17 protein-coding genes are annotated in these 18,074 nt (G+C 70.6%); 12 read left to right on the forward strand and 5 right to left on the reverse strand.

The annotated features are described in order from the left end of the window. Nucleotides 1-27: 27 nt before the first annotated feature. On the reverse strand, nt 28-819 hold the full coding sequence (locus tag ACPYOG_RS07685) for a DUF1206 domain-containing protein (protein WP_481293643.1): 792 nt from the start codon (nt 817-819) through the stop codon (nt 28-30). A gap of 108 nt (nt 820-927) precedes the next feature. Between ACPYOG_RS07685 and nusA the strand changes: the two genes are divergently transcribed. After that, complete coding sequence (nusA, locus tag ACPYOG_RS07690) at nt 928-1,935, forward strand: transcription termination factor NusA (RefSeq protein ID WP_481293644.1); 1,008 nt, start codon at nt 928-930, stop codon at nt 1,933-1,935. 57 nt (nt 1,936-1,992) lie between these two features. On the opposite strand, the gene ACPYOG_RS07695 is transcribed toward nusA, so the two are convergent. After that, entirely contained in the window at nt 1,993-4,446 is a 2,454-nt protein-coding gene (locus tag ACPYOG_RS07695) for a cell wall-binding repeat-containing protein (RefSeq protein ID WP_481293645.1), read from the reverse strand. 132 nt (nt 4,447-4,578) lie between these two features. On the opposite strand from ACPYOG_RS07695, the gene ACPYOG_RS07700 reads away from it, so the two are divergent. The 4 genes from ACPYOG_RS07700 to ACPYOG_RS07715 all read left to right on the forward strand — a co-directional run bounded on the left by ACPYOG_RS07700 (nt 4,579) and on the right by ACPYOG_RS07715 (nt 8,618). Then, nucleotides 4,579-4,830: a YlxR family protein gene (locus ACPYOG_RS07700; protein WP_481293646.1), complete on the forward strand. Its 252-nt coding sequence runs from the start codon at nt 4,579-4,581 to the stop codon at nt 4,828-4,830. Between the two features lie 106 nt (nt 4,831-4,936). Continuing rightward, nucleotides 4,937-7,762, forward strand: a complete 2,826-nt coding sequence (infB, locus tag ACPYOG_RS07705) for a translation initiation factor IF-2 (RefSeq protein ID WP_481293647.1) — start codon at nt 4,937-4,939, stop codon at nt 7,760-7,762. A gap of 59 nt (nt 7,763-7,821) precedes the next feature. Further along, nucleotides 7,822-8,301: a 30S ribosome-binding factor RbfA gene (rbfA, locus tag ACPYOG_RS07710; RefSeq protein WP_481293648.1), complete on the forward strand. Its 480-nt coding sequence runs from the start codon at nt 7,822-7,824 to the stop codon at nt 8,299-8,301. A gap of 26 nt (nt 8,302-8,327) precedes the next feature. Next, a complete protein-coding gene (locus ACPYOG_RS07715) occupies nt 8,328-8,618 on the forward strand; it encodes a YciI family protein (protein WP_481293649.1) in 291 nt (96 codons plus the stop codon). A gap of 137 nt (nt 8,619-8,755) precedes the next feature. Here ACPYOG_RS07715 and ACPYOG_RS07720 read toward each other — a convergent pair whose 3' ends face one another. Then, a complete protein-coding gene (locus ACPYOG_RS07720) occupies nt 8,756-9,619 on the reverse strand; it encodes an HhH-GPD family protein (protein ID WP_481293650.1) in 864 nt (287 codons plus the stop codon). Between the two features lie 39 nt (nt 9,620-9,658). On the opposite strand from ACPYOG_RS07720, the gene ACPYOG_RS07725 reads away from it, so the two are divergent. Continuing rightward, nucleotides 9,659-10,231 (forward strand): nucleoside/nucleotide kinase family protein, encoded by a 573-nt coding sequence (locus tag ACPYOG_RS07725; RefSeq protein WP_481293651.1) that lies wholly within the window; start codon nt 9,659-9,661, stop codon nt 10,229-10,231. 291 nt (nt 10,232-10,522) lie between these two features. On the opposite strand, the gene ACPYOG_RS07730 is transcribed toward ACPYOG_RS07725, so the two are convergent. Together ACPYOG_RS07730 and ACPYOG_RS07735 are read right to left on the reverse strand one after the other, a co-directional pair. Beyond that, the gene (locus ACPYOG_RS07730; protein WP_481293652.1) at nt 10,523-11,584 is read right to left on the reverse strand and encodes a ketopantoate reductase family protein; all 1,062 of its coding nucleotides are present in this window, start codon (nt 11,582-11,584) and stop codon (nt 10,523-10,525) included. A gap of 68 nt (nt 11,585-11,652) precedes the next feature. Continuing rightward, the gene (locus ACPYOG_RS07735) at nt 11,653-13,167 is read right to left on the reverse strand and encodes a DHA2 family efflux MFS transporter permease subunit (protein ID WP_481293653.1); all 1,515 of its coding nucleotides are present in this window, start codon (nt 13,165-13,167) and stop codon (nt 11,653-11,655) included. A gap of 76 nt (nt 13,168-13,243) precedes the next feature. On the opposite strand from ACPYOG_RS07735, the gene ACPYOG_RS07740 reads away from it, so the two are divergent. The 6 genes from ACPYOG_RS07740 to ACPYOG_RS07765 are packed head-to-tail and all read left to right on the forward strand — an operon-like array spanning nt 13,244 to nt 18,034. Beyond that, entirely contained in the window at nt 13,244-13,972 is a 729-nt protein-coding gene (locus tag ACPYOG_RS07740; RefSeq protein ID WP_481293654.1) for a TetR/AcrR family transcriptional regulator, read from the forward strand. Then, nucleotides 13,969-14,904, forward strand: a complete 936-nt coding sequence (gene truB / locus ACPYOG_RS07745) for a tRNA pseudouridine(55) synthase TruB (protein WP_481293655.1) — start codon at nt 13,969-13,971, stop codon at nt 14,902-14,904. The genes ACPYOG_RS07740 and truB overlap by 4 nt, the downstream gene beginning before the upstream one ends. Continuing rightward, nucleotides 14,901-15,269 carry a hypothetical protein gene (locus ACPYOG_RS07750; RefSeq protein WP_481293656.1) on the forward strand — a complete coding sequence of 123 codons (369 nt, stop codon included), beginning with the start codon at nt 14,901-14,903 and terminating at the stop codon, nt 15,267-15,269. Before truB ends, ACPYOG_RS07750 begins: the two co-directional genes overlap by 4 nt. A 46-nt stretch (nt 15,270-15,315) precedes the next feature. Then, nucleotides 15,316-15,837 carry a hypothetical protein gene (locus ACPYOG_RS07755; RefSeq protein ID WP_481293657.1) on the forward strand — a complete coding sequence of 174 codons (522 nt, stop codon included), beginning with the start codon at nt 15,316-15,318 and terminating at the stop codon, nt 15,835-15,837. Continuing rightward, nucleotides 15,834-16,802, forward strand: a complete 969-nt coding sequence (locus tag ACPYOG_RS07760) for a bifunctional riboflavin kinase/FAD synthetase (RefSeq protein ID WP_481293658.1) — start codon at nt 15,834-15,836, stop codon at nt 16,800-16,802. Before ACPYOG_RS07755 ends, ACPYOG_RS07760 begins: the two co-directional genes overlap by 4 nt. Further along, entirely contained in the window at nt 16,802-18,034 is a 1,233-nt protein-coding gene (locus ACPYOG_RS07765; protein WP_481293659.1) for an MFS transporter, read from the forward strand. Before ACPYOG_RS07760 ends, ACPYOG_RS07765 begins: the two co-directional genes overlap by 1 nt. The last annotated feature ends 40 nt before the right edge of the window (nt 18,035-18,074 follow it).

Raw genomic sequence — 18,074 nt, forward strand, 5'->3', positions numbered from 1 at the left:
GGACGAGCAGCCGGAGGGGCGAGCGACCTACTGCTCCTTCAAACGGGAGGCGAAGGCCCGCACGCACCAGAAGACGCCGTAGGCGATCAGCCCGATGGCGATGAGCACGAGCAGGACGACGCCGAACGGCACCTTCGTCAGTTCCTTCAGGCTGCCGTCCAGTCCTCCCGCCTGCTTCGGGTCGGAGGTGATGGCCCCATACGTGACCAGACCGCCGACGATGACCAGGGCGATGCCCTTCGCGATGTAGCCCACCCGGCCGAGGATCGCCGTGATCGTCGCCCAGCGGTCGGGCGGGAGCCGCAGGTCCCGTTCGAAGCGGCGGGTGACGCCGTTGACCAGGAAGTCGATCCCGACGGCCACCACCACGAGGCCGATGGCGGCGAGGAGGAAGACCCCGCCGGGTGTCCCGAGCAGCTTGCCGCTCGCCGACTGCTCCGATGCGGAGGAGTTCTTCCGCGCGCCGGCGGCGATCGAGATCGCGGCGCCCGCCAGGATCGCGTAGACCACGAACTTCGCCACCTCGACCAGCTTCTCGCTGCGTCGATGGGCGGTGATGGATTGGAGGAGCTGCCACACGGAGAGGAAGATCAGCCCGACGATCACCGCTCCCAGAGCGAATAGGCCGCCGGGAACGGCCACGATGGCCTGGAGCGCGCCCGATTGGTCGGCGTTCCCACCGGCGCCGAAGGCCACGGCCAGCGCGATCGCGCCGATGAGGATGTGCAGCAGGCCGATTGCGGCGATCCCGACCCGGGCGAGCGCGCGCACGGCGGGTTCGCGTTCGACGCGGGAGGCGAGTCGGCTGGGGGACGTCATGGCGTGCACGGTACCCGGCGTACACGCCGTGGGGAATCTCGGGTAGCGTAGAGGACTGAGTCCGCCGCGCTGTCACGCGGCGGCGAGATCTGAATAGAGGAGGCCGGCATGGACATCGACCTCAGCGTCTTGCGTCTCATGGAGCGCGAGAAAGAGATTCCGTTCGACGAGCTGGTGCAGATCATCGAGCAGGCGATCCTGACCGCGTATCTGAAGCACACGAACCAGGCCGAGCACCGTCACGGTCACAGCGACCAGCCGCCCGCGGCCCGCGTGCACCTGGACCGCAAGACCGGCCACGTCACGGTCTACGTGCCCGAGCACGACGAAGAGGGCAATGTCATCGGCGAGGCCGAGGACAGCCCCAGCGACTTCGGCCGGATCGCGGCCTTCGCCGCCAAGCAGGTGATCAACCAGCGTCTGCGCGACATCGCGGACGACGCGGTGCTGGGCGAGTTCCGCGGGCGCGAGGGCGACATCGTCGCCGGTGTCATCCAGCAGGGCCCCAACCCGCGGATGGTGCACATCGACCTGGGGACGGTCGAGGCCATCCTCCCGCCCGAGGAGCAGGTGCCGGGCGAGGAGTACACGCACGGGTCGCGCATCCGGGTGTATGTCACGAGCGTCTCGAAAGGTGCGAAGGGTCCGTCGATCACGGTGTCGCGCACGCATCCCGCGCTCGTCCGCAAGCTGTTCGCCCTCGAGGTGCCGGAGATCGCCAGCGGTGTCGTGGAGATCGTCTCGCTCGCCCGCGAGGCCGGTCACCGGACGAAGATCGCCGTGCGCGCGACGGAGCCCGGGGTGAACGCGAAGGGCGCCTGCATCGGCGAGCTCGGACAGCGGGTCCGCGCGGTCACGGCCGAGCTCAACAACGAGAAGATCGACATCGTCGACTACTCGCCGGACCTCGCGACGTTCGTCGCGAGCGCGCTCTCTCCCGCCAAGGTGACCAGTGCGTTCGTGATCGACGAGTCGCTCAAGGCCGTCCGTGCGCTCGTCCCGGATTACCAGCTGTCGCTCGCGATCGGCAAAGAGGGCCAGAACGCCCGCCTCGCTGCGAAGCTGACCGGCGCGAAGATCGACATCCAGCCGGACTCGATCCTCGATCGGGACTGAGCGGGCTCCCTGCATCACTGACTCGCTGCGTCACCGGCTCGCTCGGTCGCGCACGCTCTACTTCACGTAGGCGGCGAGTGAAGCCTGCACGCCGTCGCTCACCACATCGCTTCCGCCGGCGAGCGAGATGTGCGACGGACCGATGCGGGTGAGCTGCTGACCGACGGCGGTCGGCACGGCCCCGGAAAGGGTGAGCAGGAGCGGAGCGCCGCTCGTGCCCGCCGCAGCGGAGGCCGACAGCGCGTCGGGGAAGTCGACGCCGGAGGCGACGAAGGCGGAGGCCGTCCCGGCCGGGAACGCCGCCGCCGCTGCGGCGCTGGTCCCGAACCGGTCCGACCCGCTCACGCGCGTGACGGATCCGGTCGTGTATCCCTTCAGCGCCGTGAGCACGGCGTCGGATACGGCGTCCGGCCCGCCCACCACGACGATGGACTGCGGAGCGAGGCGCGTCAACTCCGTCGCGATCGGCGACGGGATCCACGACGGCGCGCTGAGCAGCAGCGGAGCGCCGGCAGTGCGGGCGGCCAGGGCGCCGGCCGAGAGCGCGTCCGGGAAGGACACACCCGAGACGACGTACGCCACCGCCGGTCCTGTCACGGCGGTGGCACGCGAAATCGCAGCGCTCGTCTCGTAGCGGTCGCCGCCGCTGAGGCGTGACACGGTCCCGGTCGTGAAGGTCTGCAGCTGGGTGAGGACGGAGTCCGCGATGCTGTCAGCACCGCCGAGCACCTCGATCTTCGCGGGATGGAGGCGCTGGAGCTCGGTCTGCACGGCGGGCGGCACGGCTCCCGGCTGCACGAGCAGCATCGGACCGCCCGCACGCGCGGCCGCGGGGGAGCCGGACAGCGCATCCGGGAACTGTACGCCGGAGGCGATGTAGGCGACCGGCGCATTGGCCGGGTAGGTCGCGGCAGAGACGGCCGTGCTCGTCCCGTAGCGGTCTGCGCCCGCCAGGCGGCCGACCTTCTGCGCCCCGACGGGGAGGGCGTAGGCGCGGAGCTTGCCGCCGCCGTCCGTGAAGTACAGCCGCCCATTCGTCACGATCGGACTCTGCCAGTGGAGCCCGCTGCCTCCGGCCGCGTCCGTCCACAGCTGTGTCCCTGTCGCGGGGTCGAGCGCGCGGACTCCGTTCTTCGAGAGGTAGAACAGCACACCGCCGGCCACGATGGGCGTCGTGCCGGCGGCGCTCTGGTTCCAGACAGGCACGAGGGATGGCGTCCCGCCGGTCGCCTGCAGCTTGAGGCCGGAGATGCCGCTGTTGTTCGCGACGAAGACCCACGACGTGCCGGCGCCGTCCACCCAGTTCGCGGGCTGGGTGAGCACCTGGCCGCCCTGGGGGACGGCGATCGAGTTCAGTTCGCCGCCCGTGGCGCCGGGGTGACCGGTCCCGCTGAGGTTCGCCGTGTTCAGGAGGCGGAGGCGCGCATCCTTGCCGCCCTGCACCGCCAGATGGGGGATCGACGAACCGGCCGGGGCCGTCACCACCTGGGGCGCTGTACTGCCGAGGTCGAGGTCCGCCTGATCGAGGCTGGCGTAGTTCGTCGGCGTGTAGCTGTCGACCGGTCCCGTTCCGGCGCCGGTGCCGTCGGGGTTCATGGCGAGCACCGAGTCGCCCCAGTCGTGGCTGCCGTCGAAGGCGCCGTTGCCGGTGGAGAACAGGATGCGCTGGGTGCCCGGGTCGTAGACGACGCTCGGCCGCGCCCAGACCGCCGACTGGCTGGCCGGGCATCCATTGGCTGCGATGTGGCCGGTCTGGTCGCTGCACAGCGTGTTGAACACGCGCTGCGACCCCGTCCCGAGGTCGATCGTCGTGACGTGGCCCTGGTAGTCGCCTCGGTCGCCGGGATACCCTCCGTTCGAGACGTACAGGTAGGTGTGCCCGCCGAATCCGAGGGTCGTGAGCGCCGGCGAGCTCTTCTCGTCGTAGGGCTTGAGGGTCGCGATCTCCGGCCAGCCTCCGCCGGTGACCTCGGTACCCGTCCCGATGGCGTACATGTGCACCTTCCCGTCGAGCCCGTAGCTGTAGACGTAGGCTCCGCTCGGGTCGATCGCCGGCGACGACGTGGTGTAGCAGGGCGTTCCGCCGTTGTTGATCGTGCAGGAGCCCGGGCCGTTCTGGTGCTTCCACACTTCGGCGCCGGTCGGGGCGTCGGTGGCCGTGATCCAGCCGTCCTTGGTCGTCGTGAAGAGGAGGTCCCGCGTGCCGCCGGCCGTCGCCACTCCAGGCTGCTCGACGGGCGGCCCGTCCGAGACGCCCGGCAGCGTCGCGGTGAACAGGGGAGTCAGTGATGCCACCGTCGATGGGGTGATCTGCGTCTCCGCTGCGTTCACTCCCGAGTGCGACGGGCCGTTTCCGAACTGGCTCCAGGCCACGGAGGCTGCGGATGCCGGAGCGACGACGGGCTGGGCGGACTGCGCCGCTGTCAGGGCCGCAGCGCCGAGCCCGCAGGCGACGACGAGCCGGAGCGTGCGCGTTCCGGTGGGCCGCGCCTCGCGGTCCAGTCTCTTCATGGTGCCTCCCCACGGGAAGTGTCCGCCGATCCCGGCACGGTGACCAGTCCTCCATCTGGCGGACCGGCCGGTGGCACTAGCCTGGAGAGGCCGTCGTCCGTCCGTTCGGCGCGCGCCGCCGGGAGGAGTAAGATGGAATCCGTCAGAACGTGCGTCGGATGCCGTTCTCGCGCTCCCCGGTCCTCTCTTCTGAGGATCGTCGCCCAGAATTCAGAACTCGTGGTGGACCCGTCCGCCACCCGTCCAGGGCGAGGCGCGTGGCTGCATCCGGTCGACGAGTGTCTCGACCTCGCGCTCAAGCGCCGAGCCTTCGGGCGGGCGCTGCGGGTGGAAGGGACGCTCGGCACCGCGACCATCCGGTCGCAAATTATGAGAACAGGCTGAAGAAGTTGACTTCACATGAGTGACAACCGATGAGCGGCTCGAAATGAGATCCGTCCACAACTAACGCCTGCCCCTGTCCTGGGGTAGGCCCCCAGACAGGAGAATTGTGGCTGCAAAACCACGCGTACACGAGGTCGCGAGCGAGCTCGGTGTCGACAGTAAAGTCGCGCTCGCGAAACTCAAGGAAATGGGCGAGTTCGTCAAGGGACCGTCCTCCAGCATCGAGCCTCCGGTAGCACGCAAGCTGCGTGCGGCCCTCGAGGCCGAGGGACACTCCGGCTCGGCGAAGGCGCCCGAGACGGCGACCGCCGCCGGTCCGAAGGCACCGTCGCAGGCTCCCCGCCCCGGTGCGCCGCGCCCGCAGGCGGCTCCCGCTGCGCCCGCCGCAGCAGAGGTCGACACGGACGCCGGCCCCAAGCCGCAGGCGCCGCTGTCGGTCGCAGAGCGTCAGGCCGCGGCCGAGAGGGCCGCCGCCGAGAAAGCTGCTGAGAAGGCCGCCGAGAAGGCGGAGGCCGCCAAGGCCGCTGCCGGTACGGCCGACCCCGGCACCCCGGCCACGCCGGACGCCGTGAAGCCGTCCAGCGCTGCGCGCCCCGGCGGCGCGAGCAGCATCCCGCGTCCCGGCGCCCCGCGCCCGGGCAACAACCCGTTCTCCAGCAACCAGGGGATGGGCCAGCGCACTCCGCGTCCGGGCAACAACCCGTTCGCGTCGTCGCAGGGCATGGGCCAGCGCCCGTCGCCCGGCAACATCCCTCGTCCCACCCCGCCGCGCCCCGGCGCTCCGCGCATCGGCGCTCCCGGCCAGGGCGGCGGAAACCGCCCGGGCGGCGCGCGTCCCGGTGGTGGCGGCGGCGGCCGTCCCGGCTTCCAGCAGCGCCCCGGAACCGGTGGCGCAGGGGCCGGTGCCGGTGCAGCCGGCGGCTTCCAGCGTCCCGGCGGCGGCTTCGGCGGCCCGCGCCCCGGTGGTGGCGGCGGTCGCGGTCGTGGACCGGGCGGCGGCACGGCCGGCGCGTTCGGTCGCGGTGGCGGCAAGAGCAAGGCCCGCAAGTCGAAGCGCGCGAAGCGCCAGGAATTCGAGATGCGGGAGGCCCCGTCGCTGGGTGGCGTGACCGTACCCCGCGGCGACGGCAGCACCGTCGTCCGTCTGCGCCGTGGCGCATCCATCTCGGACTTCGCCGACAAGATCGACGCGAACCCCGCGTCGCTGGTCACCGTCCTCTTCCACCTGGGAGAGATGGCGACGGCGACGGAGTCCCTCGACGAGGCCACCTTCGAGGTGCTCGGCGAGGAGCTGGGCTACCGCATCCAGGTCGTCTCCCCGGAGGACGAGGACAAGGAGCTCCTGGAGGGCTTCGACATCGACCTCGACGCCGAGCTGGAAGGCGAGTCCGACGAGGACCTCGAGATCCGGCCCCCGGTCGTCACGGTCATGGGTCACGTCGATCACGGTAAGACCCGACTGCTCGACGCGATCCGCAACGCCAACGTCGTCGCGGGCGAGGCCGGCGGCATCACCCAGCACATCGGTGCGTACCAGGTGTGGACGGAGCACGACGGCTTCGAGCGGGCCATCACCTTCATCGACACCCCGGGCCACGAGGCGTTCACCGCCATGCGTGCCCGTGGTGCGCAGGTCACCGACATCGCGATCCTCGTGGTCGCGGCGGACGACGGCATCATGCCGCAGACCATCGAGGCGCTGAACCACGCCCAGGCGGCCAACGTGCCGATCGTGGTGGCGGTCAACAAGATCGACAAGCCGGACGCCAACCCGGCGAAGGTGCGCCAGCAGCTCACCGAGTTCGGGCTGGTGGCCGAGGAGTACGGCGGCGACGTCATGTTCGTCGATGTCTCCGCGCGCAACGACATCGGCATCCAGGACCTCCTGGACGCCGTGCTGCTCACCGCCGACGCCGGTCTCGACCTGCGTGCGAACCCGAACAAGGATGCACGCGGTGTCGCGATCGAGGCCAAGCTCGACAAGGGACGCGGCGCCGTTGCGACCGTGCTCATCCAGTCGGGAACGCTCCGCGTCGGCGACGCGATCGTCGCGGGAACGGCCTACGGCCGCGTCCGTGCGATGGCGGACGAGAACGGCGACCCGGTCTTCGAGGCGGCACCGTCGCGTCCGGTCCAGGTTCAGGGTCTCTCCAGCGTCCCGCGTGCCGGCGACGTCTTCCTCGTCACCGAGGAGGACCGCACCGCCCGCCAGATCGCCGAGAAGCGCGAGGCCGCAGAGCGCAACGCGCAGCTGGCGAAGGCCCGCAAGCGCATCTCGCTCGAGGACTTCACCCGCGCTCTGGAAGAGGGCAAGGTCGAGGCGCTCAACCTCATCATCAAGGGCGACGTGTCCGGTGCCGTGGAGGCGCTGGAGGAGTCGCTCATGAAGATCGAGGTCGACGACTCGGTCAGCCTGCGCATCCTGCACCGCGGCGTCGGCGCGATCACCGAGTCGGACATCGACCTGGCGACCATCGACAACGCGATCGTCATCGGCTTCAACGTCCGCCCGGACGTGAAGGCGCGCGAGCGTGCAGCCCGCGAGGGCGTGGATGTCCGGTTCTACTCGGTCATCTACAACGCCATCGAGGACATCGAGAACTCGCTCAAGGGCATGCTCAAGCCCGAGTTCGAAGAGGTCCAGTCGGGTGTCGCCGAGATCCGCGAGGTGTTCCGCTCCTCCAAGTTCGGCAACATCGCCGGTGTCATCGTCCGGTCCGGCACGATCACGCGCAACGCCAAGGCGCGCGTCATCCGCGACGGCGTGGTGGTGGGGGACAACCTCGCCATCGAGTCGCTGCGCCGGTTCAAGGACGACGTCACCGAGGTCCGTACCGACTTCGAGGCCGGTATCGGTCTCGGGAAGTACAACGACATCCAGATCGGCGACGAGATCGAGACGACCGAGCTTCGCGAGAAGCCGCGCGTCTAGGTTCACGAGATGGCCGGTGGCTCTGCCACCGGCCATCTTGCCCGTAAGGAGAAACACACATGGCTGATCCGGCTCGCGCGAGGAAACTCGCGGACAGAATCAAAGAGATCGTCGCCAAGCGGCTCGACCGCGGCCTGCGCGACCCACGACTCGGCTTCGTGACCATCACGGACGTCCAGGTGACCGGCGACCTGCAGCACGCGACCGTGTTCTACACGGTGTACGGCAGCGCGCAGGAGCGCGAGGACAGCGCCGCGGCGTTGAAGGCGGCGACCGGGATGCTGCGCAGCGAAGTGGGCAAGAACATCACCGCCCGCCTGACGCCCACCCTGGAGTTCCAGCTCGACGCCATCCCGGAGAACGCCGCCCACATCGAGGACCTGCTCCGGGAGGCGCGCGAGCGCGACACCGAGGTGGCAGGGCTTGCGGCGGGCGCCAGCTACGCCGGCGACGAGGACCCCTACGTCAAGCCGCGGACCGACGAGGACGACGACGACGTTGACGACGACGAGGACGAAGCGGACGTGTCCGGGCGCTGAGCGCATCCCGGACCTAAGCTGACGGCATGTACGCCGTCTCGTTCTACGACGCCGACCCGGACGCGGGTCCGGAGCACTTCCAGCGACTGGTGGAGACCTATCCACGTCATCGCGCCTACCTGGACGAGTTCGCGAAGGATGGGGAGGTGCTCATGATCGGCACGTTCGGCGACCCGGCCACGCAGGGCTCCATGGCGATCTTCCGTTCCCGCGAGGCCGCCGAGCGGTTCCGCAAGGGCGACCCGTTCATGACGGAAGGCCTCGTGCACCGCTCGCGCATCCTCGACTGGGACCCGCTCGTCTTCGCCGACCGCTGACGTTCCGCCCCGCGGTGCTCGGGGCCCTCCCCGCCGAAGTGCTCGTTGTCGCACCGCGCCACGGCGTGTCGCATGCACCTACGATCACTTCGCGGGGGCTGCGGCGGGCGGGGCCTGGTCGGCGCGCTGCGCGGACGTCAGGGGAGGGTGTAGCCGCCGTCGGCGGGCACGGCCAGGCCGTCGGCGAGGAGGCCGGCGAGTGCTCGGTCGCGCTGGGCCGCATCCGGCCAGACGTTCTCGAGCTCGGCGGCGGTCACCGGGAGGTGCGAAGCCCGCAGTTCGGCGAGGATGCGGCCGCGGACTTGGCGATCGCTGCCTTCGTAGCGCTTCTGGACGGCCTTGCGCGGCCCGTCGTACGGCGGGTACCCCGCCTGCCGCCACGCGCAGCGGTCGGCGAGCGGGCACTCGTCGCAACGGGGGGAGCGGGCGACGCAGACGATCGCACCAAGCTCCATCATCCCGGCGTTGAACGCCGCGGCGACCGGCCGCTCGTTCGGAAGCAGCGACTCCATCGCCGAGAGGTCGCGCTTGCCCGGCGGTCCCGGCTCGGCCTGGCCGTCGACCGCCCGGGCGATCACGCGGCGGATGTTCGTGTCCACGACCGGATGCCGGTTGCCGTACGCGAACACCGCGATGGCCCGGGCTGTGTAGTCGCCGATGCCGGGGAGCGCGAGCAGCGCATCCACGTCCTCCGGCACGACCCCGCCGTGTCGTTCGGTGATGGCCACCGCGGCCGCATGCAGCCAGAGCGCACGCCGCGGGTATCCGAGCGACTGCCAGGCGCGGACCGCCTCGCCGGGAGGGACGGCGGCCAGGTCCGCCGGCGTCGGCCAGCGGCTGAGCCACTCCTCCAGGCGCGGGATGACGCGGCTCACGGGCGTCTGCTGCAGCATGAATTCGCTGACCAGGGTGCCCCACGCGGTGAATCCGTCGCGGCGCCACGGCAGGTCCCGCCGGTTCGCGTGGTACCAGGCCACCACCGTCCCGGCGAAGTCGTGCATGCATCGAGGCTAACGGCTGCCGCGGCCTATGCTTCTCGCATGATGCTTCCGCCGACGCCTCGCGTGCAGTTCCTGCGCGGACTGGTCGGCGACCTCCGGCTGGTGTTCCCGGTAGGGAGGGTGGTCGTGGCCGTCGACGGAGGGCTGGCGGGCTCGCCGTTCGCGGATGACCTCGCTGCCGTGTTCCGGGAGGCTGGCGCCGATACGTTCCGGGCCTCCCTCGGGGATTTCCACCACTCGCATGCGTACCGGACGCGCCTGGGCCCCGAGACACCGGAGAGCTACTACCGCGAGGGCTACGACTACGTGACGCTGCGGCGCGTGCTGCTCGACCCCTACCGGATGGGGGGCAGTACGGGCTTCCAGACGGCCGCCTTCGACGAGGAACGGGATCGGCCGGTGCAGGCGCGCTGGCTCACGGCGGGTCGGGACGCGGTGCTCGTCATCGACGGCGAGTTCGCTCTCCGGCCAGAGCTGCGGGAGATCTGGAACGCCTCCATCCTGCTCGTGAACGCCCCGCAGGACTCCGTGTATCTGGAGGATGCGCGGCCGCTGGAGAACGCGGACATTCTCGTGGACGACTCCGAGCCGCCGTTGCCCTTCCGCGTCTGACGTCCCGTCTCGTCCGTGGCGGTTTCGCGCCGCTCCGCTCGGTGGCCGTCGAAGGGCGACATTCGTGACGAATCGCCGCTCCGTCCGCGTGGAGCCGCACATTCGTGACGAATCGCCGCTCCGCCCGCCTGGGACCGCACATTCGTGACGAATCGCCGCTCGGCCCGCGCGCAAGTGGCTGGACTTGCGGAAGTGCACATTCGTGACGAATCGACGCTTGCGCGGCCCGGAAGTGCACATTCGTGACGAATGTTTGGGGGAGGTGGGCGGCAGAGCGGCGTCCGTGAGGGATCAGGCGGCGGCGAGGAGGGGGCGCATGCGGGCGGCGACATCATCCGGCGAGAGGAACGTGCGCGTGCGCTCCACCTCGTGCACCAGTGCGGTGATCGCGGCGTTGATCGGCGCGTCGATGCCGGCCGCTCGTGCCTCATCCACGACGGCGCCGTTGAGGTAGTCGATCTCGGTGAGCTGACCGCGGCGGATGCTCTGCAGCGTCGATCCGGGGTTGGGCGTCGTGCCCATCCGCCGCTTCATCAGGAGGGGGACGGCCTGTGCCGCCCAGCGGGGCGCGTGCGCGACGATGCGGAGGAGGCGGTCGTCCAGTCCTTGGATGCTGCCGTAGCGGATGCCGCGCGCGTAACCGACCCGGGTGGCCTCCTGCAGGCTCGCGGTCATGACCGGCCGCAGCCGGCGGTCGCCGAGCACCTCTTGCGCGCTCAGTCCGGTGATCGCGGGGAGCGCGTTGATCTGGTTGACGATGAGCTTGGTCCACTGCGCACCGGTGAAGTTGTCGATCGCGAAGGCGGGCATGGCGGCGTCGAGGATGCGCGCCGCCTCCACGGCTGCCGGCGGCGGCGGACCGCCGCCGGCACCCAGGTAGGTGTTGGCGGTGGTGGTCACGGAGACGTGGCCGGGGGAGAGGAAGCTGGCGGCGTAGAGCGCCAGGCCGCCCACACAGGAAGAGCCGGGCAGCAGCTCCTCGGCCTCTCGCAGGCCGGCGAGGCCGTTCTGCACGATGACGACCGGGATGCCGTCGAGCAGCGCCGCATTGGCACGGATCGCCGCAGGCGCATCCTGGGCTTTGGTGCAGACGAACGCGAGTTCGGGGACTTCGTGCAGCGTCTCCGCGGCGGAGATTCGCGCGGTGTGGATGCCCCATCCACCGTCGAGCCGGAGCCCGGATCCGCGGATGGCCGCCAGCTGCTCGCCCCGGGCCGTCACCTCGACCAGGTGGCCGACGCGATCGAGCAGCGCGGCGATCGTTCCGCCGATGGCTCCCGCTCCGATGACGCCGATACGCACGCGGTCCAGCCTAACCGCGAGCCGGTCCATGGCGGCCTTGGTCGGGCTCACGGCGAAACGAGTTGACGCGACACGCCGTCGTGCGCGGGACGGCGTGTCGCGTCAACTGGATGGTGGCGTCAGTCCGCGAGGACGGGCATGGGCTCGGCGGCCGCGGCGGCGGTGGCGGTGGCCGTAGGCGACCCGGCCGCGACCTCCGCCGCGCGCCCCGCCCCGGCCACGGCAGCCGCCGCGTCCACGGCCCGCGCCGCCGCCCGCCGGCCGGGCAGCGCCAGCGCGATCACAGCCGCCACACCCAGCACAGCCGCGCCGACACCGACCGCCGGGATGGCCGCGTGCACGTACCCGGTCGGCGTCAACGTCCCGCCCGCGCCCGTGAAGACGGCGGTCAGCACGGCGATGCCGAGCGCGACGCCGACCTCACGCAGTGTGGAGTTCGTCCCGGACGCCTTCGCGTGGTCGGCCGGCCGCATGTTGGCGAGTACTGCGGTCGAGCTCGGGGCGAAGACGAGGCCCATGCCGATCCCGGCGAGGAGGAAGGGCGGCCACATCTGGGCGTAGGGCAGTGTCGCCGAGAGGGTCAGCGCGACCCAGCCCATGGCGACGGCCAGCAGCACGAGGCCGACGACGACCGGGAGGCGGGTGCCGGTCCGCGACGACGCCAGGCCGGTCAGCGGCGCGACGACCATCGGCGCCAGGGTCCACGGCATCGTCATCACGCCCGCTTCCACCGGGGTGTGCCCCTGGACGACCTGCAGGAATTGGATGAGGATGAAGATCGCCCCGAAGATCCCGAAGCTGAAGGTCACGCCGACCAGGTTCGCGACGGTGAAGCTGCGGTCGCGGAACAGTCGCAAGGGCAGCAGTGGAGCAGCGGCCCGGGACTCCCAGACGACGAACGCGATCAGCAGCGCCGAGCCGGCGATCAGGGGGATCAGCACCTCGGCGCTGCCCCATCCCGCCGGGTTGCCCCGCACGATCCCGTAGACGAGCCCGAGGACGCCGGGCGCGGCCAGCAGCAGGCCGACGACATCGGCCCGGACGCGGTCGCCGAAGCTGTTCGGCAGCGCGAACAGCACCAGCGGGATCGCCACGACACCGAGCGGGACGTTGAGCCAGAAGATCGCCTGCCAGTTCCATCCCTCGACCACTGCGCCGCCGATCAGCGGGCCGAGGGCGACGCCGAGCCCGGAGATGCCGCCCCAGATCCCGATGGCCGCCGGCCGCAGGCGCTCGCTCACGCTTCCGGCGAGGAGGGTCAGGGAGAGCGGGAGGAGGGCGGCGGCCCCGACGCCTTGAATCGCGCGGGCCGCGATGAGCTCCCATGGCTCGGTGGCGAGTGCACTCGCAGCGCTCGCCAGGGTGAAGACGGCGATACCCGCCAGGAACACGGAGCGCCGTCCGAGCCGGTCGCCCAGTCCGACCGCCATGAGCATGAGGGTCGCGAAGCTCAGCGTGTACGCGTTGATGACCCACTGCAGCTCTTCGATGGAGGCGCTGAGGTCCTTCGCGATGACGGGCAGCGCACTGGTGACGACGAGGTTGTCGAGAGTCGCCATGAACATGGGCAGGGATGCGGCGACGATCGCCAGCCAGACCGGGATGCGCCGGCGGGACGCGAGGGGAGCGGACATGGACGCCTCCGAAAGGATGTGGTTATCGAATGATTACAAGAGCCGACATTAGTAATCGACTGATAACCTGTCAAGTGTGAGCGACAAGATCAGCGAGAGGATCCCGTCGTCCGAGCGCCGGGAGCAGATCCTCGATGCCGCCAGCCGGGTCTTCGGTGAGCGCGGCTACTTCGGGGCGACGACGGACCAGATCGCGAAGACGGCCGGAATCAGCCAGCCCTACGTGGTGCGGATGTTCGGCGGCAAGGAGAACCTGTTCCTGGGCGTGCTGTCGCGGTGCCTCGACCGGCTGCTGGTCGCGTTCACCGAGACGCTGGAGCAGTGGAAGGCCGACGGGTCTCCCGCCGAGCCGCTCGCCGGCTATGCCACGGCCGCCGAGGCTCCCACCGGCACTCGCGGCGACCTCGCCGCGCCCACTTCGGCCGGAGGCCATGGGGAGATCGGCCGCCGCCTCGGCCTCGCCTACGTCAGCCTGGTCGAGGACCGGGGACTCCTGCTGGTGCTGATGCAGGCGTTCAGCATGGGTCACGATCCGACCATCGGCGCCCAGGCGCGGGCCGGCTTCCTGACGATCTACCGGCTCCTGCGCGCCGAGGCGGGATTCACTCCCGAGCAGACGCGGGCCTTCCTCGCCGAGGGGATGCTGCTGAACACCCTGCTCGGGCTGAGGCTGCCGGACAGCTACGACGAGGACGAAGCCGCCAGGGAACTGCTGGAATGCACGTTCCGCACGAAGCTGGACCTCGTGCTGCACCTGGCCGCAGAGACGGATCACGGCCGAGCGGCGGGGGCACAGCGCGCATGACCGGCAGCGGACTCATCCTCATCGACAAGCCCGCCGGCATCACCAGCCACGACGTCGTCGCCCGCGTGCGAAAGGCGGCGGGGACGCGCAAGGTCGGGCATGCCGGGACTCTCGATCCGATGGCGACGGGGCTTCTCATCCTCGGCATCAACTCCTCTACCCGGCTGCTGACGTACATCGTGGGCGCCGACAAGGAGTATCTGGCGACCATCCGGCTCGGTGCGGCCTCGACGACGGACGACGCCGAGGGCGAGCTTCTGGCTCCCGCATCGCAGGAGGCTCTGGATGCGGTGACCGCCGAGGCGATCGCGGCCGGCATCGCAGAACTGACGGGCGAGATCGAGCAGGTTCCGAGCTCGGTGAGCGCGATCAAGGTGGACGGCAAGCGAGCGTATGCCCGGGTGCGCGCCGGCGAGCAGGTCGAGCTGAAGCCGCGCGCCGTCACCGTCTCCGAGTTCGAGCTGCTCGAGACCCGCCGCGAGCCGGGGGCCATCGATCTGGAGGTGCGGGTCGTCTGCTCGTCCGGGACGTACATCCGCTCCCTCGCCCGCGACCTGGGAGCCGGGCTGGGTGTGGGCGCTGGTATCGGCGGGCACCTCACCGCGCTCCGTCGCACGCGCGTGGGCGCCTACGACGTGCGTGATGCGTACGACCTCGCTACGCTCGATGCGGAAGCGGCGCTGATCCCCGCGGTGGACGCCGCCGGGCGGCTGTTCGAGACGCTCGAGCTCACCGAGCAGCAGGCGATCGACCTGACACACGGGCGCCGCATCCACCTTGCCGACCGGGAGGGACCGGGCGGGGAGCCGGTGGCCGCGATCGCGCCGACCGGAGCGCTTGTGGGACTGATCGAGTTCCGCGGAAAGGAAGCCAGGACACTCGTGAACTTCCCGACGGATGAGGCGGTCGGCCAGGCCGGCGGACGCGGATGATCGACTGGTTCACCACGACGCAGGTCCTCGTGGCGTGCGCCGCCGGCATCCTGTGCCTGGTGCTCGGCCTCGTGGGGCGGCTCCCGGGGGATGTCTCGATGGGCGCCGTCGCCGTCGTCGAGCTGCTGCTGATCGCCCAGCTGGTCGTCGCGATCATCGCACCGCTCGTGGGCAACGGTCCGACGGGCAGCCTCGCGGAGTTCTACATCTACCTGATCTCCGCGCTCATCCTGCCGCTCGCCGGCGGCTTCTGGGCGCTGATCGAGCGCAATCGCTGGAGTACCGTCATCCTCGGCGGAGTCTGCCTCGCCATCGCCGTGATGGTGTACCGGATGGGCCAGATCTGGTTCGTGCAGGGCGCCTGACCCCTCCGCACCGGAACGCGCCGCGCGGGAAATAGAATCGTAGGCGATGTCCCACCACACCCGGTCACCCCGCACGAAGCCCGCACCGTCGTCGCCCCGACGGCGGACGGCTGCCCGCCGCATGACGGGTGCCGGCCGGCTGCTCGTCTTCGTCTACGGAGTGCTCGCGCTGGCGGCGACCGGTCGCAGCGTGTTCCAGATCATCGACCGCTTCCATGAGGCGCCGGTGGCGTTCACCCTCTCGGCGCTGTCCGCCGCCGTGTACATCCTGGCGACCGTCGCGCTCATCGCGCCCGGGCGCGTCTGGTACCGCGTGGCGTGGGCGACAATCAGCTTCGAGCTGGCCGGCGTGCTCATCGTCGGGACCCTCAGCGTGGCCGCACCGGCCGTGCTGGGACTCCACGACATCAATCCGTTCGGCCGCGACGCCACGGTGTGGTCGGTGTACGGGATGGGGTACCTCCTCATCCCGCTCGTGCTGCCGGTGCTCGGGATGCTGTGGTTGCGCGGTCACCCGCCGCTCGACGATTCCTCCTCCGTCGCCCCGGCTTCCGGGGTCGCATCGTGAGGGTCTTCCACGCCGTCTCCGAGATCCCGGACGGGTGGGGGCCGAGCGCGGTCACGATCGGCAAGTTCGACGGCGTCCACACCGGTCACCGCGCGGTGATCGCCCGGTTGCGCTCGGTGGCCGCCGAGCGCGGGCTGGTGTCGACCGTCATCACGTTCGACCGCAATCCGCTCGAGATCCTCGCGCCCAACAAATGCCCGCCATCACTGGTCAGCAACGCGCAGAAGCTCGACCTTCTGGCATCCACGGGCATCGATGCGACGCTCATGGTGGCCTTCGACCGTGGGCTCGCGAGCCTCTCGCCCGAGGAGTTCGTGCACCGCATCCTGATGGAGCGGCTGCACGCGGCCGCCGTTCTGGTGGGCAGCGACTTCCGCTTCGGGGCCGGCGGTGCGGGCGACGTCGCGCTGCTGCGCCGGTTCGGCGAGACCTACGGGTTCGACGTGGTTCTGATCGACGACGTGCGGCCGGAACGCGGGCGGCGCGTCTCCTCCACCTGGATCCGTGAGCTCCTCGCCGAGGGCGACGTCCGGCACGCAGGCGGGCTTCTCGGTTCGGCCCCGACGGTCCGCGGCATCGTCGTGCACGGCGCGGCGCGCGGTCGTGAACTGGGCTTCCCGACCGCCAACCTGTCCCCGGAGTCGGAGGGCCTCATCCCCTCGGACGGCGTGTACGCGGGGTGGCTGACCGACGCGGGGGAGCGGTATCCCGCGGCGATCTCCGTCGGCAACAACCCGACGTTCGAGGGCGTCCCGCAGAAGCAGGTGGAGGCGTACGTGCTCGACCGCGAGCTCGACCTCTACGATCACACGGTCGAGGTGTCGTTCGTCGAGCGCATCCGGGGGATGGTCGCGTACACCGGTGTCGAGCCGCTGATCGCGCAGATCGCGGAGGACGTACGGGAGGCTCGGCGCATCCTCGGCGCCGTCCCGTCCGTCCCCTCGGACTCCCGGGAGCTCGGCTGATGGCGGGTGCGACCTCCGCCCCCGCGGCGGCCGCTCGCGTGCGGCCGCTCTGGCACGGCCGCGCGATCGCGCTGCTCGGCATCCTGCTCGTCGCGGCGAACCTCCGCACGGCGGTCGCCGCGCTCTCGCCGATCTTCGCCGAGATCCGGGGCGAGTTCCCGGTCTCCAGCATCGACGTCGGCCTGCTCGGGATGCTGCCCCCCGTCTGCTTCGCGCTGTTCGGGCTGATCGCGCCGTCCTTCACCCGGCGGCTCAGCCTCGAGAGCGTCGTGCTCATCGCGCTGGGAGTCATGCTCGGCGGGCATCTGATCCGCGCGTCCTCCCCGTCGTTCGTCGTCCTGGCGGTCGGGTCGGCGGTGACCTTCGCCGGGATGGGCGTGGGCAACGTGCTGCTGCCGCCGCTGGTAAAGCGGTACTTCCCCGACCGGATCGGGCTCGTGACGTCGCTGTATGCGACGGTGATGTCGGTCTCCACGCTCCTGCCGCCGCTGATCGCCGTGCCGGTCGCGGACGCCGCAGGCTGGCATGTCTCCGTCGGGATGTGGGGCGTGGTCGTCCTGCTGGCGATCCTGCCGTGGCTGCGCATCCTGATCACGCGGCGCCCCACGCATCCCGACCGGGATGCGGAGGTCGAGGGCGCCGAACCGGCCATGGCCAAGCGTGTCTGGCGGTCGTCGCTGGCGTGGGCGATGATGGTGCTCTTCGCCGTCTCCAGCCTCAACGCTTACGCGATGTTCGCGTGGCTGCCGCAGATCCTGCACGATGTGGCGGGCGTGCCACCTCTCGACGCAGGGGCGCTGCTGTCGGTATATGCCGGGATGGGCATACCGGCCGGGCTTCTCGTCCCCCTGTTCGCCTCCCGGATGAAGAATGTGGCCCTGCTGATCTACGCCGGCATCGCGTTCTTCATCTTCGGCTACCTCGGCCTCATCCTCGTTCCGGGCGTGGCGACGTGGCTGTGGGTGGCGTTCGCCGGTCTCGGCCCGCTCCTGTTCCCCCTGTGCCTCGTGCTCATCAACATGCGGACCAGGACCCACGCGGGCGCGGTCGCCCTCAGCGGTTTCACGCAGGGTCTCGGCTACACGCTCGGCGCGCTCGGCCCGCTCGCCGTCGGCGTCCTCCACCAGCTCACGAGCTCGTGGACGCTCGCCCTCGTCGTCCTCACCGGCACCGTCCTCGCCGCAGCCCTGGCCGGCGCCCTCGCATCCCGCCCCCGCTACCTCGAGGACTAACCCCTGTCTCTTATACACATCTGACGCTGCCGACGACGGA

This window comes from Leifsonia sp. HAY1-4F (genome assembly GCF_056755275.1).

Excerpts from the sequence above, each read along its gene's own strand:
- ACPYOG_RS07685 (WP_481293643.1), bottom strand. The coding sequence starts at position 819 with ATGACGTCCCCCAGCCGACTCGCCTCCCGCGTCGAACGCGAACCCGCC.
- nusA (WP_481293644.1), top strand. The coding sequence starts at position 928 with ATGGACATCGACCTCAGCGTCTTGCGTCTCATGGAGCGCGAGAAAGAG.
- ACPYOG_RS07695 (WP_481293645.1), bottom strand. The coding sequence starts at position 4,446 with ATGAAGAGACTGGACCGCGAGGCGCGGCCCACCGGAACGCGCACGCTC.
- ACPYOG_RS07700 (WP_481293646.1), top strand. The coding sequence starts at position 4,579 with ATGGAATCCGTCAGAACGTGCGTCGGATGCCGTTCTCGCGCTCCCCGG.
- rbfA (WP_481293648.1), top strand. The coding sequence starts at position 7,822 with ATGGCTGATCCGGCTCGCGCGAGGAAACTCGCGGACAGAATCAAAGAG.
- ACPYOG_RS07715 (WP_481293649.1), top strand. The coding sequence starts at position 8,328 with ATGTACGCCGTCTCGTTCTACGACGCCGACCCGGACGCGGGTCCGGAG.
- ACPYOG_RS07720 (WP_481293650.1), bottom strand. The coding sequence starts at position 9,619 with ATGCACGACTTCGCCGGGACGGTGGTGGCCTGGTACCACGCGAACCGG.
- ACPYOG_RS07725 (WP_481293651.1), top strand. The coding sequence starts at position 9,659 with ATGATGCTTCCGCCGACGCCTCGCGTGCAGTTCCTGCGCGGACTGGTC.
- ACPYOG_RS07735 (WP_481293653.1), bottom strand. The coding sequence starts at position 13,167 with ATGTCCGCTCCCCTCGCGTCCCGCCGGCGCATCCCGGTCTGGCTGGCG.
- truB (WP_481293655.1), top strand. The coding sequence starts at position 13,969 with ATGACCGGCAGCGGACTCATCCTCATCGACAAGCCCGCCGGCATCACC.
- ACPYOG_RS07750 (WP_481293656.1), top strand. The coding sequence starts at position 14,901 with ATGATCGACTGGTTCACCACGACGCAGGTCCTCGTGGCGTGCGCCGCC.
- ACPYOG_RS07755 (WP_481293657.1), top strand. The coding sequence starts at position 15,316 with ATGTCCCACCACACCCGGTCACCCCGCACGAAGCCCGCACCGTCGTCG.
- ACPYOG_RS07765 (WP_481293659.1), top strand. The coding sequence starts at position 16,802 with ATGGCGGGTGCGACCTCCGCCCCCGCGGCGGCCGCTCGCGTGCGGCCG.